Genomic DNA, 16,815 nt, shown 5'->3' with positions numbered 1-16,815 from the left:
TTTGATTACTCGCCAAACGGCAGAGTAATTTCGATTAACTCAACACCTGTGAGTGTCCACACAGATTTGCTTGATAAATTGTTAAAGAGCGTTGACCATCGCATTATCATAAGTGATTTCAGCGGGTCAGGGCTGCGTATTTTACGCATTCCCGTTTTTGCGTCAAGTAGTTTTTTAAACTTTCTTTTCGCTCATCAAGGACTGAATCACTTGATGAACTGGCACTTGCAACTGCGTATCGCTGTCTGCCGTGTCAGTGGATGCGCATTATAGGCAGCGGAACTTTTTGTGCAAGCGCTTTTTTAGCCCCTAAAGACTGTACGCCGACATTTTAAGCATTATGTTTATTTTTTATCTATTTTGGCTTGGTTATTCAATTTTGATGTAAGTTTTTATCTGATAAATGATAATTCGCGCTCAATTTTTCGGCAGCAGTCTAGTGTAAAAGTAAATAATTCATTACCATATGACTTGCTGTTAACAGTTATTTATCATTTTCTATTTCATTCAGAGAGCATTTATATGCAAAAGTCATTTCTTATTGTTTTGGTTATTGCCATTCTTGGCGCAATTGCGCTATCTCAATTTGCAACAACATTACCCGCTTACATCGCCTTTGTTGCTGGCGTGATTATTACTACGCTTATCTTTAAATTTGTCCCTGATTTAGGTACCACTCAAGCTGCTGATGAACAATATGTCGGCCCGACAATGACACTCTATGTAGGTAACTTGCCTTATCGTGTGCATGAGGGAGAAGTGAAAGTCTTGTTTGGTGAATTCGGCCCAGTCAATTCAGTCCGTTTAGTTCGAGATCGTAAAACAGGCCGCCGTAAAGGCTTCGGTTTTGTTGAAATGTCCGAAGCAGGTGCTCAAAAAGCAATGGTTAAGCTAAATGACTTTAACTTCCAAGAAAGAACCTTAAAGGTTAGAGAAGCTAAGACTCAAGATTCGGAAGCCGCCGACCGTACAGGTACTGATGAATAATCTGCGTTAGCTTATCCGTTCTGGTTGATTGTGGTGATTCGCTCTAGGGCCGAAAAGCCACAATCGACTAACATAGTCATCAATCCCTCACTGATTTCCGCTTTAGTATAAAACGCCTGCATAACCGAATCTTGATGCGCGTCTTTTAGACCTTGCTGTTCGCTCTTAGTAGCTAACAGTGTTTTGACTCGTTTAGCTATTGCCTCACCTGAATCAAGCAGAGTCACACCTTGACCCAATACCTGCTGCAATTCATCACGCATCATGGGGAAATGAGTGCATCCAAGTACCAATACATCTAACTCCGCCTCGACAATCGGCGACAATATCTGCGTTAATCGCACCATATCCAGCTGACCAGTGGCAATCTTCTGCTCGGCCATCAGCACTAATTCCGAACATCCGAACAGCTCTACATGGCAGTCATCGGCAAATTGGCTAATGAGTTCGTGAGTATAGTGGCGCTTTACCGTACCTGGGGTAGCAAGCAACCCTATACGCTTACTTTTAGATAACTGCGCCGCAGGTTTAATGGCGGGGACAACACCGACAACAGGAACAGTTAAAGTGGCACGCAGCGCAGGCAGCACAACCGTACTCGCGGTATTGCAAGCAACGACAACAATAGCTGCATGGGTACGCTCGACGACTTGGTCGATTAGCGCGACACAACCCGAGACAAGTTCCTGCTCCTCCAATTCGCCATAGGGCAATCTGGCATTATCGAATAAATAGCAGTAATCATGGTGAGGAAGCAGTTTGCGAATTTCTGCTAATACGGATAGACCGCCGATGCCAGAATCGAATACTAATATTGGTTGCGACAAGCCCATCTCCAGTTAATTCTTCGCCCCATGCGCGGGCGGATTTTCCCACAGCTTTGCTCAAACCGCAAAACCAAGATGCTGGACATTCGTGTCACCTAGTATAAAATTTGCGCCCCAATTTACAGCCACGGTGAATCAACAATGAATTTAGCAGCAATGGATCCCACGACCTATGATGCGCAACTTACTGCAAAGCGTATCAAGCTAGAGCAGGCCTTTGCCCAATTTGAGACGCCGAGTGTTGAAGTGTTTGCCTCTGAGCCTGCCAACTACCGTATGCGCGCCGAGTTTCGCGTATGGCATGAGGGCGACGATTTATACTATTACATGTTTGATAAAGTATTGAACGACAAAGTACGTTGTGATCAATACTTACCTGCGAGTGCGTTAATCAATCAAATGATGGCGGCACTGATCGCCGAGTTAAAACCTAACCACAGCCTACGCCACAAACTCTTCCAGGTTGATTTTTTATCAACGCTCAGTGGTGAGATTCTAGTATCACTGCTGTATCACAGACAGCTTGATGACCAATGGCGCAGCGAAGCCACCGCGCTCAAAGCCAGATTGAGCAGCCAATTTAAGGTCAATATCATTGGCCGTGCGCGCAAACAGAAAATCGATTTAGATAAAGACTTTGTAGTTGAGTCACTGCAAGTGAATGACAAAGTTTTCCATTACAAACAAATCGAAAACAGTTTTACCCAGCCAAATGCCAAGGTGGCAATCAAGATGCTGGAATGGGCTATCGACGTAACTCAACACAGCCAAGGCGATTTGCTGGAGCTTTACTGTGGTAATGGCAACTTCTCTATCGCGCTGGCACAAAACTTTAATCGCGTGCTCGCGACCGAGTTAGCTAAACCTTCGGTGGATGCAGCCCAGTACAATATCGAAGTCAACAATATCAATAATCTGCAGATTATTCGTATGTCGGCGGAAGAATTTAGCGATGCGATGGCGAAAAAGCGCAGCTTTAGACGCTTAGAAGGCATCGATCTGGATAGCTATGTGTGCAACACCATTTTTGTCGACCCACCACGAGCAGGTATTGACCCAGCCACGTTGGACTTAGTGCAAGGTTATGAGCGGATCCTGTATATCTCGTGCAATCCCGACACCTTAAAAGACAATTTGCAGCAATTAAATCAGACTCACAAGGTGACTCGTTTTGCGCTATTCGATCAGTTCCCTTATACCGACCATATGGAAACAGGTGTACTGTTAGAGCGTCGTTAGGCGACTCTATATACCTAAAAACAAAGGAGCCTGTGGCTCCTTTGTTTTTAGTCAAACCGTACCCAACTAACGATGTTCTACTTTATGTTGTAATGCTTCAGCGCCCTTGGCGACCATGCGCAGCTGCATTACTAATTGATCGGCAAGCACTTTACGATCGGCGCGCTTCATATCCAGTGCCGACGCTCCGGCGTTAAACACTAAGGTCACTAGCGCTTCTGCCTGCGCTCTGGCTAGCATAGGTGTACGGCCCGCCGTCGCTTCGGTGTAATGGGCCAATTCAGAAATAAAATGTTCAATCTCGCGAGCCACCGCAGCGCGGAATGCCGCCGAGGTACCTGAACGCTCATGCAGTAAAATTCTGAAAACGTTTGGATTAGAATCAAGAACTTCCATAAAGGTATCCACTGATATACGGATCACGCTACCACCCGCTTCAGCACGTTGACGCCCCTTGCGCATCATTTGCCTTAGGGTAAGCCCGCCCTCGTCGACCATAGTCAACCCGAGTTCATTCATATCCTTAAAATGACGATAAAAGGATGTGGGCGCAATGTTGGCTTCCCTCGCCACTTCTCGCAAACTTAAGCTAGAGAAGCTCCGCTCAGCACTGAGCTGATTAAAGGCCGCATCGACTAGAGCCCGCCGAGTTTTCTCTTTTTGCTGTGCACGAATACCCATTCTTGAATCCGCTAACTGAATGTAATGACGCGATAATACCGCTTTTGCGATTGAAACACAGCCCTATCCACCTTGACCAAACAAGATTGCTGGGCTAAATTAGCTTACAGTTGTACGCTCAAATGCGGATATTGGAAACTATAATGAATAAACCCCCTATCATCTGGCTTAATGTCACCCTATTTAGCCTAACCTTTCTCAGTGCGGTAATCCTCGTTCCTTGGTATGGCCTAGCCCACGGTTACGGTGCCAGCGAATGGATTGCTTTTGTGGTGTTAGCCTTTGCCAGTGGTCTGTCGATCACTGCGGGTTACCATAGACTCTGGTCACATAAAGCCTATAAGGCACACCCTGTAATACGTTTCATCTACGCACTTGGTGGTGCATTAGCATTACAAAACAGCGCGTTACATTGGGCATCCGATCATCGAGTGCATCATAAGCATGTCGATGACAATGACAAAGATCCTTACTCCGCCAACATGGGTTTCTGGTACAGCCATATCGGTTGGATGCTGCGCGAATACCAAGCCCAGCGTTACCATGACTACCAAAACGTGCGTGATTTACAGAACGACCGTATCGTGATGTGGCAACACAAGCACTATCTTGCACTTGTGCTACTTATGAATATTGGTCTGCCTGCTTTATTAGGCTGGTTCACTGGCAATATCGCGGGTATGTTACTGATGGCGGGACTTCTGCGCTTAGTGGTCGTGCATCACTGCACCTTCTTCATTAACTCCCTCGCCCACGTGTGGGGTAGCCAACCTTATACCGATAAAAATACGGCCCGCGATAACGGTTTTCTGGCTGTACTGACCTACGGTGAGGGTTACCATAATTTCCACCATATCTTCGAAAACGATTATCGTAACGGGATTAAATGGTGGCATTACGATCCGACTAAGTGGTTGATTAAGGCGTTATCTTGGGTGGGTTTAGCCAAAGACTTACGCACGAGTCCGCAGGAGCGAATCGAGAGTGCCCGCTTACAAATGCAACTGCTGCATGCTAAAAGCAAAGTGCTCAATTTGCCAAATGCCGATGAAATTATTGAAAAAATTCAACAAGAGTATGAGTTGATGAAACAACACTTACTCGAATATTATCAAGCCCAAAAGGCACTGTTAGAGGCCAAACGTAAGCAACTGGTCGATCAGCAATTATTGCAGCAAGTCGAAGAGCTAAAAACTCGACTCCTGAATCAGCAAAAAAGCTGGAAGAGCCTGACTGCAACTTATAGCTAGGCCACAATTATCGGTAAAAATCATACGGCCGCCTTGCATGGTGGCCGTATCCTATTATGATGATGCCTCATTCACTTTTTACAGGATGTTAGGCTCATGTCGAATTGTGCAGTATCTCCAACCGATAGCATTAAACTCACCGAATATAGTCATGGTGCTGGTTGCGGCTGTAAAATTTCGCCGAAGGTACTAACGACCATTTTAGCCTCCCAGCTCCCCGTATTTACCGATCCTAATCTGCTGGTCGGCAATCAGAGTCGCGATGATGCGGCCGTGTATAAGCTCAATGATGAAATTGGCATTATCAGTACCACTGATTTTTTTATGCCCATTGTTGATGACCCCTTTACCTTTGGCCGCATTGCTGCCACCAATGCGATTAGTGATATTTACGCCATGGGCGGCACGCCGATGATGGCGATTGCTATTTTAGGCTGGCCAATCAACAAATTGCCTGCCGAAATCGCGCAACAAGTGGTTGATGGCGGTCGTCAAGCCTGTATGGAAGCAGGCATTATGCTGGCTGGCGGTCATAGCATCGATGCACCTGAACCTATCTTTGGCCTTGCAGTAACAGGGCAAATCGCCCTTACGGATTTAAAACAAAACGACACTGCTAAAACTGGCGATCGTTTGTATCTCACAAAACCTATTGGCATTGGCATTCTTACCACGGCACAAAAGCAGAAGAAGCTAAAAGACGAAGATAGCCACATTGCGGTGAATGCCATGTGCCAACTCAATAGCGTAGGCGCTAAGATCGCTAAGATCAAAGGCGTAAACGCCCTGACAGATGTCACTGGCTTTGGTCTTGCAGGCCATCTGCTCGAAATGTGCCAAGGCGCTAAACTCACCGCCAAATTAACACTCGATGCAGTGCCGCTCTTACCTCGCGCCCTCGACTATCTTGCGCAAGGTTGTGTTCCCGGCGGAACCCACCGTAACTACGACAGTTATGGCGAACACTTACCCGCCCTTACTGATCATCAAAAAGCCATTTTGTGTGACCCACAAACCAGTGGCGGCTTGTTAGTGGCGGTATCGAGTGAGGCCGAAGCGGAACTGGTGGCACTGCTTAATGCCCATCAAATTGAGCCTATCTGTATTGGTTCATTAGAAACCCCCACCACCGCTACCAATGTGGTACTGTGTTAATGACAACAACGATAATCCAGGCCCAGCAATACCACGATATCTTTGTCGCTGGGCAGCCATTAATCGACTTAAGGGCGCCGATTGAATTTGATCGCGGCGCGTTTCCCTCCTCAGAAAATCTACCGTTAATGGTTGATAAAGAAAGGGAAAAGGTCGGAACTTGCTACAAAGAGCAAGGACAGCAAGCCGCGATTACCTTAGGCCATTCACTCGTACATGGCGCAGTAAAACAACAAAGAATTGATGCTTGGTTACACTTTTTATCGGCCCACCCCGAAGCTTACCTTTACTGCTTTCGTGGCGGGCTACGCTCACAGCTAACTCAGCAATGGCTTAAAGAAGCGGGCGTAGTCGTACCTTATGTACAGGGTGGCTACAAAGGCATGCGCCAATATTTAATTGGTGTGATTGATGCAGTCCCTAGCGAGCAACGCTTGTTAAGCCTAAGTGGTATGACGGGCTGCGGTAAAACGGATTTTTTAAGACAGCGCAAAGAGGCAGTGGATCTTGAGGGTATCGCCAATCACAGAGGATCGAGTTTTGGTAAAAACATCGACCCACAACCAACGCAAATAAACTTTGAAAATCAGCTCGCGATTGCACTACTCCGCCACCAACAGGGCAATCATTCCTGCTTACTACTTGAGGATGAAAGCTTTCTGATTGGCCGCTCAGCACTGCCGCAAAACTTTTATAGCGCCATGCAGGCAGCCGATATTGTAGTACTCGAAGAAGATGATGACATTAGGCTAAGTCGCTTACTCGATGAATATGTTCATAAAATGCATCAAGGTTTTGTTGAACGCTTAGGTATTGAGGCAGGCTTTGATGCCTTTAGCCAATATCTTTTGCAGAGTCTTACCAGTATTCGTAAACGTCTCGGTGGTAAACAATTTCAAGAATTACAAGACATCATGCAACTGGCTCTGACGCAGCAACTCAATCAAAACCAAACCTCACAGCATTTAACTTGGATAAGCCTGCTACTGCAAAAGTATTACGACCCTATGTATGAATACCAATTAGCAAAAAAAGCACATCGAGTGCTTTTTAGGGGAAATCACCAAGACATGCATCAGTGGCTGGATAACTATCCATAAGATAATGACCCGACGCACAACAAGTGTGCAGCGGGGCATGATTTATAGAACTAGTATGCTGATATAGTGATATCTTCGTAATCGTAATTGTCAAGTTTAGTCGAACGAATTGGACTATTGCTACGACTAGACTTACTTAGCTCAGAACGCAAATCATATAAATCAGTGATACCACCATACCCCCACACATAGAAACTCATCGAACTTACAGAAGAATTGCCAAATACGGCTTGCAAATGTGTAGGTAAATCTAAATCAGGAATTGAGCCTTTTAAAGGACCGGAAATTGCCCAATTAGCATTACCTTGTTCTAATGTGATCTGTAAGCCTTGCATAGTGGCAGAGTTAAAACTGAAATCATAATTTATATTACCAGCACCACCCATTACCCCCATTAAACGCGTAACTTCGTTCAACATTAGATTTTCATTTAATGGTAAATTTAGACTTAATTTATTTGAAGTATCAACAACAGCTCTCCTGGTTAACCCATTATAAGTCAAATAGCCTAGATCATTTCCGCCGAGGTCGATACGTTGCGATGCTGAAACTAGATTGCGATTAAAAAGCTCGGGGAATAATTGAACTTCTTTTGTAGCCCATGTAACCCAGTTTTGACGACCATATTCAGTCTCGGAGTAACTTCGCAATGAATAGTTGCTACTATTTACATCAATATTAAGCAAAGTACCTTCGTGAGACGCCCCCTCAAATATGCTACTTGACAGTGAAATTACTTGGGATAAATCAATCGTATTAGGATCAATACTTCCAGCATAAGCAGTTGCACCACTCTGCTTCGGAATTAACACAAAGTTCACAGGTGCGAATTTATTATTACGCTTACATGCATGTAACGGGTGATACGTTAATATAGGACTGATATAAGCATTATTTGCATAAAGATTGTAGTTACTATAAACAGTAGCTATCTCACTAGTATCTATGTTTATATAGGTACATTCACAGCCGCTATTTAATCTTTCATCAGTAAAACGATAGATACCGTAGTCACCCGCTTTCGCATTTAGCTCTGTTCGGATATCCCAAGAGACACTACCACTGAAAAATGATGGTGCAGCAATAGTCAAATGTGATGCTTCACTAGACCAAGGTAAATCAACATGACCCTGCGCATCACTCTTATAAGAACTAAGAATGCTACCATCTCGACGATGAACAATAATGTCAACACCAGCTTTTTTCTCACTAATATTACACATATTTGCAGTACTCTCGACATCCATAATGAGTCGAGGTGATGGAGGAATAACTCCATCAGAGTCACTATTAGTCGAATCGTCAGCCCCTCCGCATCCACCAAGAAGTAGCACTAAAACTCCAACATAACATCCTTTTTTCATAACCAACTCCAACACTCCAAATTGTTATTTATATGTTTTTTTAACTAAATAATTACAACACAATTCTATTTCGTAAAGCAAGTAAGTGCATAACCTGCTGACGGAGATTTTCACGATTTGTGGACACACCAGAAATAGAGGTAGCAACATCAACCGACACTCTTGACCAGAAACGTTTAGGCATTGTAGTCAATGCATGGCCATCTTTATGACTGAAGTAAGAGCCCCACAGGCCATTGAGCGCCATTGGGATCACGGGCACGGGATCGCGGGCCAAGATTTTATCGATACCGGGACGGAACTCACCAAGTTCACCATCGGGGGTTAAGCGGCCTTCGGGGAAGATACACACCAACTCGCCATTCGCTAACGCCTCATGAATCGATTCAAAGGCTTGATTGTAAGTGGCCTCACTCTGGCGCGGCGAACAAATCGGGATCACCCCAGCATGGCGGAACAGGTATTTCAGCACAGGTATTTCACTGATAGATTTATCCATCACGAAACGAATCGGCCGGGTCGACGCGCCCATAATGATCAACGCATCCACATAGCTCACATGGTTACAGACTATGATACCCGCGCCTTCTTTGGGGATCTTTTCCCGCCCAGTCACAGTCACTCGATACATCACATGGCTGAGTAAGTAACTGATAAATCGTTGGGTAAACTCAGGCACTTGTGAATACACATAGAGAGCAACAACGAAATTCATCACGGCTAGCAGTAAGAACAACTGTGGAATACTCCAGCCAGCCACACCGAGTAACAGCATAGACAACAACGCCGACGCCACCATAAACAGTGAGTTCATAATGTTATTCGCGGCAATCGCTTGCGCACATTCTCCCTTCGCAGAACGCGCTTGAATAAAGGCGTACAGAGGCACGATAAACAGACCTCCGCTGACACCAATCATAAAGAAGTCCAGCATCACTCGATAATGCTTCTGCTCGGCAATAAAGCTTTGTAAGCCATAAACAAAACTAGCATCCGCAGGTGCAGGCGGAATCGCCCACAGCAAGTCCACACCAAACACGGTTAACCCGAGCACCCCAAAGGGCAACAAGCCTAACTCCACATGGCCAAAGGAAAAACGCTCACAGACAAAGGAGCCAACCGCAATCCCGATCGAGAACATCCCAAGTAGCAGCGACACCACTGTCGCACCAGAGTGCAAATGCAGCTTGGCAAAGTTAGGGAATTGGGTCAGATATGTCGCCCCCAAAAACCAGAACCAGCTAATGGCGAGGATGGCCATCCAAATCGAAGGCGTTTGGCGTGCCTTCTTAATGGTACGCCAAGTGCCTGATAATGGACGAAATTGGATTTTCTGTACCGTGCCCTGCGGCGGTAAAGCAGGGATCGCACGGCTAGACAAATACCCCGCCAAGGCAAGGGCTGCGACCGTGATGGCCGACCACAAGGTGGCGTTGTTTTCAGACACTAAAATCCCGGCACTCAAGGTACCGATCAAGATAGACAAAAACGTCCCCATCTCAACCCATGCATTGCCCGTCACTAACTCATCCTCTTTTAAGGCTTGAGGCAAGAGGGAATATTTGACAGGACCAAAATAGGCTGACTGGCTACCGGTTAAAAACAGCAGTAATAACATCATCATGTAATTCTCACTCACAATAGCGAGTGCGGCGCTGAACATAATGATGACTTCGAGCAGTTTTAAGCGACGGATAAGTTTGGCTTTATCCATATTGTCGGCCACGACGCCAGCATGGGCAGAGAACAGGAAAAACGGCAGGATAAAGACCCCAGCAGCCAAATTAACAAACATGTCGACGCTAATGGGTAAATCATTGACTTGGCTGAAGGTGACGAGCAACAGCAACACATTTTTATAGATATTGTCGTTAAGTGCGCCCAGACATTGGGTTGCGAAATACGGTAAAAAACGTTTTGTTAGCAGCATGATTTTTCCCTCTGATAACCCATTCCCTGTAAATACCCTGTCACATGACTCTCTAGTAAAGCGGGTAAAGATGCCGTATCGGCAAACAATTTATTATCCAGTGATAAGGCGGTGAGTCCATGGATGCCGCCCCAAAGCACTCGGCTCATTTGAAGTTGCTGCTCAGCAGTCTTATTGGGGAACAACAGGGCTAACTCACGCTCAATTAAACTGAATAAACCCGCAATAAGTTGGCCTTGGGATTCGGGCAACGGTTCGGAGTCGAGTAGCTGCAGTTCAAATACCAACTTAAAACATTGGCGCTGTGCATGGGCAAACTCAGCGTATTTTTGCGCCATGCTGATGATTTGATTGCGACTATTATCTGCATTTACCTCGGAGAGCTGATGCATCAGCGCCTGCAGCGTTGCCTCAGAAACGGCTAACAAAAGGTAGTTATAGCTACCAAAGATATTGATTAAGGTACTCGGCACATAGCCAATCTGGCTTGCAATCTTGCGTAAACTCAGTTCTTGTGTCCCTTGCTGTTGCAGCAGTGCCATTGCCGCTTCTATTGCCATAGCACGAATCTCATCATGACTATGTTCTTTGCGTCTCGCCATAGGTCTCACTCCCTGTTGAATGCAGTGAGATTAACAGTCTAAAAAATAAAAAAACAACGTTCAAAATAAGTTTATTTTGCGTACAGCATGAAGTAAAAGGCATAAAAATGAGGGAAGAAGGGCTAACTTCGAGGCAATCGCTCGATGAGAACCTTGGAAGGAACTTAACTTTTAACGCATAAAAAAATGGCGCCCTCAATCGAGGGCGCCATTTCGAGGTTGAACTTTTACCTAGCGGCAGTGATAACTCATCACCACTCTATCTGACCCAGCGCCAAAATAGTCCGCTTCGAAGGCAGTATCGACAAACCCTAAACGCTGATATAAACCATGGGCAGGATTATGGGGATCGACAGTTAAATCCACCCGCTTAACCAGAGGTGGTATTTGGCTTAAACATTGTTGGATTAATTGTTTACCAATGCCTCGCCCGCGGGCTTGCTCACTCACCGCCACGGACAGGATCCACATACAGGTAGGGTCGCCACTTTGAGCGCAGAGCACATAACCTAACAGCTTACCGCCATCATCTATGGCAACCAGAAAATGCTCAGGCCAACAATCAAATCCTTGGCGAAAGAAAAAATCGGGATAACAATGATCGCCAAAGATAGCCTGTTCAAGTTGAAAAACGTCGGCTAACTCTGACTTTAATACTGGACGAATCGACTGCATGTAAACCTATTCACCAATTAAAATTTTATCCCACTCTAAATTGGGCGCACCAACAACAATAAAGTTAGGATTTTCAAGCGTCTCACGCTCGTTATAAGTCAAAGGTTGCAGTTCGGTATCCATGAGCTGTCCGCCCGCTTCCTCAATAATGATCTGCGCGGCGCCGGTATCCCACTCTCCCGTAGGCCCGACTCGCACATAACAATCGGCGCGTCCTTCGGCGACCAGACAACTCTTCAAGGCCGCACCGCCCATGACCACCAGTTCACAATGCTTAGGATGATTGAAGAGGGTCAACACGGATTGAGGATCCTGACGACGACTCACCGCTAACCTCAGGGAAACTTGCTCACGGTGCTGAATTTGCCGACTACTGATGCGCACTTCCTGCTTATCGGTGCGTTTATAGGCACCTAATCCCGCGATGGCGTAGTAACACACCTGCGTCATCGGCACATAGACCACACCCATTACTGGACGATTGTGCTCCACCAACGCAATGATCACCGAAAAATCACCACTACCGGCAATAAACTCTCCCGTGCCATCGAGAGGGTCGACTAACCAATAACGTTTCCAGCCTTCACGCTCACTCAGGGGAATATCGGCAGCCTCTTCAGACAGGATAGGAATATCGGGCGTCAATGCGGCCAAACGTTCACATATCAGCTTATTCGCCGCTAAGTCCGCCGAGGTGACAGGGGTATTATCAGACTTAGTCTCTCGCTCAAAATTACCCTTGAGGTAAATCTCACGAATAGTGCGACCCGCATCCGTTGCTATCGCAATCACCTCGTCGATTAACTCTTCTGGCTTCATAACTACTCCAATCGCTAACATCGCGAATGATCCACAAGCACTCAATTGCTGAATGCTATAACAAAAAAGATTATTTAAGTTGTAGATGTTTCTGCGCTAAAAACAATGCGCTTACACTACGGGATTCTGAAAAATCGCTATTTTCGAGTAACGCTTCCCACTCGGCCAACGCCCAAGGCACCACATCTATGGGTTCAGGCTCATCGCCTTCGAGGCGGCTTTCATATAAATCTTCTGCTATGAAAATTTGCATCTTGCTAGAGAAATAACCCGGCGCAAGGCTAAGTTCTTTCAACAGGGTCAGCTTACGGGCCCCAAAACCGATTTCTTCCTGCAATTCTCGATTGGCCGCTTCGATAGCTTGCTCACCAGGGTCTATTAATCCCTTAGGAAAACCTAGCTCGTAATTGTCAGTACCAGCGGCATATTCACGGGCTAACAGCATGTTACCTTGATGAATGGGTACAACCATCACAGCGCCACGGCTTCCGCCCTTCATCCGCTCATACTGGCGCTCGACACCGTTAGAGAATTTAAGATGGACTTGTTCAATTTGAAACAAACGGCTCTTAGCGACAACTTCAGTATGCAAGATTTCCGGCTTGTGGTGCCGCTGTGACATAACTGCCCCTGGATAAAAATAGCAACAAACTAACTAGGATAAGTGACAATCTTACTATCCTGTCTTTAATCTACAACCTGAATTTAGTGCGGCTATTCCAAAGAACACGACCCAAGTAATGGGATTTAAGTCACGCACTAAGCAATAACAAAGGAGAAGCGGCTAAAACTATCCCGCTTTTTATCGCGAAAATTCACCCACAAAAAAGGGGCTAAGCCCCTTTTGATGTCAATATCATCTAAAACTGATAACGCAGATTGAGTTGATAACTCAATAGGTCATTCGGCTCGATAGCTAGGTATTGATAACCTAAACCCACAGACCAAGCATCACTAAATTGGTAACTAAAACGCACTCCCGCATACCAATCTGTGCCATCTAAATCAGTCGTTATCGTGGTATTGCCCATGGTACTACTAATATCCGCTTGCCAATGGAACAAGCCAACGGGTACTTCAAAGCGCCAACCCTCATGTTCAAGCAAGGTAAGCCTCAGGCCAAGCATAACCCCATCGGCAAGCACTGGGGTGACGGTTTTCACCAACTCATGGTATTGTTCCGGCGTTAACGTCGCGCCCTTAATCCTCGCTGTTCCTTCACCAAAATCGGCATAGCCCAGTTCCAACGCTACAATCGGTGTCCATTGATAACCTAGGCTCACCCCAAATGCGGTATCCGAGTCATCGACGTTGAGGAGTTGTCCCTCTCCGACTTGGGCGTTTAACTCAGGCAGGGTTTTATCGGCCTGCGCTTGGCCGATAAAACCCTCAACATACCAGTCTGTTGCCTGTGCCTGTTGCATCACACTGAGCAATAACAGGCAGCCTAAGGCCAATCGCTGTAATTCTCGGCGACGCAATATCGCGCATGCCAAGATAAATGCCAACGCCCATAAGGTCATACTGCCTCCTCCTGACTTATTATCGATAATCACCTCTTGATAGGCTTTCACTGTGATAAGCACTTGCCCCGTCGCTTCACCACCTTGGCCATCGCTAATCCTATAGGTCACGGTATCCACACCATCGAATCCTGTTTTAGGGATATAGCGCAGTTTATTGGCTTCGATAGCCACAGTGCCCTGTTGAGCCGTCGCACTTAACAAGGTTAACGTATTACCATCCACATCGGTGTCATTACTCAGCACATCGATAAGCAGGCTGGTGCGATCATCAGTAGCGGCGCTGTCATCGACAGTCACAGGTGCAGTGTTGCCATTCACCACTATCGTCAGCTCACTACTTGCCGTACCGCCTTTGCCATCGGTAATGCTATACACCAACACATCGGTGCCGATAAAATCTGCCGCCGGTGTGTAACTGATCAGTTGGTCAGCTAACACTGTGACAGTGCCAAACTCACTAATCACTTGCGTGACGCTCAAACTATCCCCATCGCTATCCGTATCGTTGGCGAGCACATTGACATCGATACTTTGGTTCCAAGCAATTGCTGCCGAGTCGGGATTGGCGACAGGCAAGTGGTTACCATTGAGCATCACCGCGACGCCACTTGGGTCGACGATAGTACGGTTAGCCACACCATCATCATCGTTAGGGCCACCGTCTTCGATAGTCAACTGCACACACCAATGGCCTTCGGTTAATCCCGGCGTCCAACGACTATCCCCCGGCGGAGGGCAGAAACCACGTTCCCCCTCAGTACTGGCAACAGTGTTGTTTGCATCAATCACAAAGTCTCGCCAGCCCGCTTGCGCATTAAACTTGCGGTAGACGGCATTCGCTGGAACGGGCGAGCGTTGTGGCAATACCAAGCTATAGCTTTGGCCCTGTTGTGGTAGACCCGTCGCGATAAAGTCGAAAATACCACCCACATTGGCGGCTAAAGCATCTTCAGCCACGGCTTCAGGCTGTAGTTGCACGCCGCTCTGTCCACGGTTTAGGGCAATATTTCCCAAACGTAAACAGACGCCCGCCTGCCCTTCGGCCAAGAAGTACACCGGCTGCAATTCACCTTCAGGCATCACATTACAGTCATTGTTCGCATCCAAATAATCTGGGATGCCATCACTATCGCTGTCGCTATAGCCTTCTTGAACATCAGGGATTAAATCGCCATCCGTATCGGCACTCGTCAATGCAGCTAAACTTGGACGCACTACGATGTACACTGTTTCGGTACTCGACAGCACAGGCGAACCATCATCGGTCGCTGTTAAGCTCACGGGATAAATCCCCGGCGTTACCGCGGCTGGAGAGAACATCATCCCCGTCGCATCCGCTTGCAAGCTTAACGCGCCGCTTGCCCATGTCAGCGTCAATGTATCTTGCTCATTGGCATCGGAGGCGGTGGCACGAATATGCACATCGCCGCCATTTTGCGCGACAATGACTTGTTGCTGGCCAGCTTGAGTCACCGCCAAACTAACCTGTGGTGCAATATTGGCTTCGGTAATCACCACTTGGGTCTGCTGCTTACTACCAAGATTCAGGCTTGGGTCAAGGCTGATTAGTACCTCTTCATTCCCTTCACTCACACCATCGTTCAAGGTAGTAAAGTGGATTTCTGCCATTTGTCCTGAGGCTATCTCCACTACGCCATCAACCAAATCATGGTCGCTGCTGTCTGCCGTTCCTGACACTGTGTAAGGAATACTCAGCGGATAGCTTGGTGCCTCTCCGTTGAGGTGAACACTCACGGTCACTTGATTCCCTTCTGCAATAACTTGATCTTTGCTCAGCGAAATCAATGGATTGACTTTGACCTTCTGCGCTTTAATCGCCTTGTTGCCCTCGCTGTCTACAGCCTGCCAATAGGCTAAGTAGTTGCCAGGAGCGAAGAACAAGCTCTTATTCACCAGCGACACGGGTAATGGATGGCCATTACGGTCAACCGCCTTGGCAAAACCGAGTTTCACCCGCGTAAACAGGCCTGTCGCATTCACTTCCACATCATCAGGGAGGGTGATCACGGGTTGACTCGCTGAATCAGCGCCTTCAATCAGCACATTCACTTTGGCGGTTGCTCGGCCTTTGTTGCCATCGCTAATGGTATAACGCAGTGCAACTGGCCCCACATAAGCCTCGGGCGCGGTAAAGCTGAGTCCATCAGCAGTGATTTGTACACTGCCAATATCCGCAGCAGCACCATCAATGCTTAAGGTGTCACCATCGACATCCACATCGTTTGCCAGCACCGCCAGCGAATAGGTGTCATTTGCAGTACTGGTTAAGGTATAGCTGTCATCGATAGCTTGAGGATCGTCGTTCACTGGCGTAACCGTAACGGTGACTGTGGCAGGCTCTGAGCTCAGCTCTGCATCTTTAGCGATAAAGCCAATAGAGTCAGTACCATTAAAATCCTTCTCAGGCGTGTAGAGCCAGACACTACCGTGCTGCTCTAAGGTACCAGAGGCAGGTTGGGTACTGATCTCATAGGTCAGAGGATCATTATCGGCATCCTCACCCGCAAGCGTGATCATCACCGAACTGTCTTCCTCTAGCGTCACTGTCTGATTGGTAGCGACAGGTGCATCATTAACGTTTGCCACCACAATGCTGAAGCTTTGCTCTGCGGTTAAGCCATCGACATCCGTAGCGCGAA

Annotated in this window: 15 protein-coding genes; 6 read left to right on the top strand and 9 right to left on the bottom strand. The window is 46.9% G+C overall.

The window, feature by feature from the left end:
* Together SHEWPOL2_RS23095 and SHEWPOL2_RS18480 are read left to right on the top strand one after the other, a co-directional pair.
* Positions 1-273, top strand: a 273-nt coding sequence (locus SHEWPOL2_RS23095; RefSeq protein WP_204366694.1) for a hypothetical protein, incomplete at its 5' end; no start/stop codon positions are given.
* Positions 274-522: 249 nt separating this feature from the next.
* Positions 523-987 (top strand): RNA-binding protein, encoded by a 465-nt coding sequence (locus SHEWPOL2_RS18480; RefSeq protein ID WP_037430549.1) that lies wholly within the window; start codon positions 523-525, stop codon positions 985-987.
* Positions 988-998: 11 nt separating this feature from the next.
* On the opposite strand, the gene murI is transcribed toward SHEWPOL2_RS18480, so the two are convergent.
* On the bottom strand, positions 999-1,814 hold the full coding sequence (gene murI, locus SHEWPOL2_RS18475; protein WP_037430551.1) for a glutamate racemase: 816 nt from the start codon (positions 1,812-1,814) through the stop codon (positions 999-1,001).
* 141 nt (positions 1,815-1,955) lie between these two features.
* On the opposite strand from murI, the gene trmA reads away from it, so the two are divergent.
* Positions 1,956-3,053 (top strand): tRNA (uridine(54)-C5)-methyltransferase TrmA, encoded by a 1,098-nt coding sequence (gene trmA, locus SHEWPOL2_RS18470; protein WP_037430545.1) that lies wholly within the window; start codon positions 1,956-1,958, stop codon positions 3,051-3,053.
* Positions 3,054-3,119: 66 nt separating this feature from the next.
* On the opposite strand, the gene fabR is transcribed toward trmA, so the two are convergent.
* The gene (fabR, locus tag SHEWPOL2_RS18465; RefSeq protein WP_011070594.1) at positions 3,120-3,734 is read right to left on the bottom strand and encodes an HTH-type transcriptional repressor FabR; all 615 of its coding nucleotides are present in this window, start codon (positions 3,732-3,734) and stop codon (positions 3,120-3,122) included.
* A gap of 143 nt (positions 3,735-3,877) precedes the next feature.
* Here fabR and SHEWPOL2_RS18460 point away from each other — a divergent pair, with 143 nt between their 5' ends.
* The 3 genes from SHEWPOL2_RS18460 (at position 3,878) to mnmH (ending at position 7,239) form a co-directional block, all read left to right on the top strand.
* Positions 3,878-4,984: a fatty acid desaturase gene (locus SHEWPOL2_RS18460; RefSeq protein WP_037416479.1), complete on the top strand. Its 1,107-nt coding sequence runs from the start codon at positions 3,878-3,880 to the stop codon at positions 4,982-4,984.
* Between the two features lie 96 nt (positions 4,985-5,080).
* Positions 5,081-6,139 (top strand): selenide, water dikinase SelD, encoded by a 1,059-nt coding sequence (gene selD / locus SHEWPOL2_RS18455; protein WP_037430543.1) that lies wholly within the window; start codon positions 5,081-5,083, stop codon positions 6,137-6,139.
* A complete protein-coding gene (mnmH, locus tag SHEWPOL2_RS18450) occupies positions 6,139-7,239 on the top strand; it encodes a tRNA 2-selenouridine(34) synthase MnmH (RefSeq protein ID WP_037430539.1) in 1,101 nt (366 codons plus the stop codon). The genes selD and mnmH overlap by 1 nt, the downstream gene beginning before the upstream one ends.
* Before the next feature lie 50 nt (positions 7,240-7,289).
* Here mnmH and SHEWPOL2_RS18445 read toward each other — a convergent pair whose 3' ends face one another.
* From SHEWPOL2_RS18445 to SHEWPOL2_RS18415, 7 genes are all read right to left on the bottom strand, one after another.
* A complete protein-coding gene (locus SHEWPOL2_RS18445) occupies positions 7,290-8,603 on the bottom strand; it encodes a hypothetical protein (protein ID WP_037430536.1) in 1,314 nt (437 codons plus the stop codon).
* Between the two features lie 52 nt (positions 8,604-8,655).
* The gene (locus tag SHEWPOL2_RS18440) at positions 8,656-10,533 is read right to left on the bottom strand and encodes an MFS transporter (protein ID WP_037430534.1); all 1,878 of its coding nucleotides are present in this window, start codon (positions 10,531-10,533) and stop codon (positions 8,656-8,658) included.
* Complete coding sequence (locus SHEWPOL2_RS18435) at positions 10,524-11,135, bottom strand: TetR/AcrR family transcriptional regulator (RefSeq protein ID WP_037430532.1); 612 nt, start codon at positions 11,133-11,135, stop codon at positions 10,524-10,526. Before SHEWPOL2_RS18435 ends, SHEWPOL2_RS18440 begins: the two co-directional genes overlap by 10 nt.
* A gap of 231 nt (positions 11,136-11,366) precedes the next feature.
* Positions 11,367-11,810: an N-acetyltransferase gene (locus tag SHEWPOL2_RS18430; RefSeq protein ID WP_037430529.1), complete on the bottom strand. Its 444-nt coding sequence runs from the start codon at positions 11,808-11,810 to the stop codon at positions 11,367-11,369.
* Positions 11,811-11,816: 6 nt separating this feature from the next.
* On the bottom strand, positions 11,817-12,629 hold the full coding sequence (gene cysQ, locus SHEWPOL2_RS18425; RefSeq protein ID WP_037430525.1) for a 3'(2'),5'-bisphosphate nucleotidase CysQ: 813 nt from the start codon (positions 12,627-12,629) through the stop codon (positions 11,817-11,819).
* Positions 12,630-12,699: 70 nt separating this feature from the next.
* On the bottom strand, positions 12,700-13,251 hold the full coding sequence (gene nudE, locus SHEWPOL2_RS18420) for an ADP compounds hydrolase NudE (protein ID WP_037430523.1): 552 nt from the start codon (positions 13,249-13,251) through the stop codon (positions 12,700-12,702).
* A gap of 238 nt (positions 13,252-13,489) precedes the next feature.
* Positions 13,490-16,815: Ig-like domain-containing protein (locus SHEWPOL2_RS18415; RefSeq protein WP_037430522.1), on the bottom strand; the 3,326-nt coding region annotated here is incomplete at its 5' end.

Source organism: Shewanella sp. POL2, assembly GCF_000282755.1.
GTDB lineage: Bacteria > Pseudomonadota > Gammaproteobacteria > Enterobacterales > Shewanellaceae > Shewanella > Shewanella xiamenensis.
Note: the sequence above shows the minus strand (reverse complement) of the source record. Positions and strands in the feature narration are given on the sequence as shown.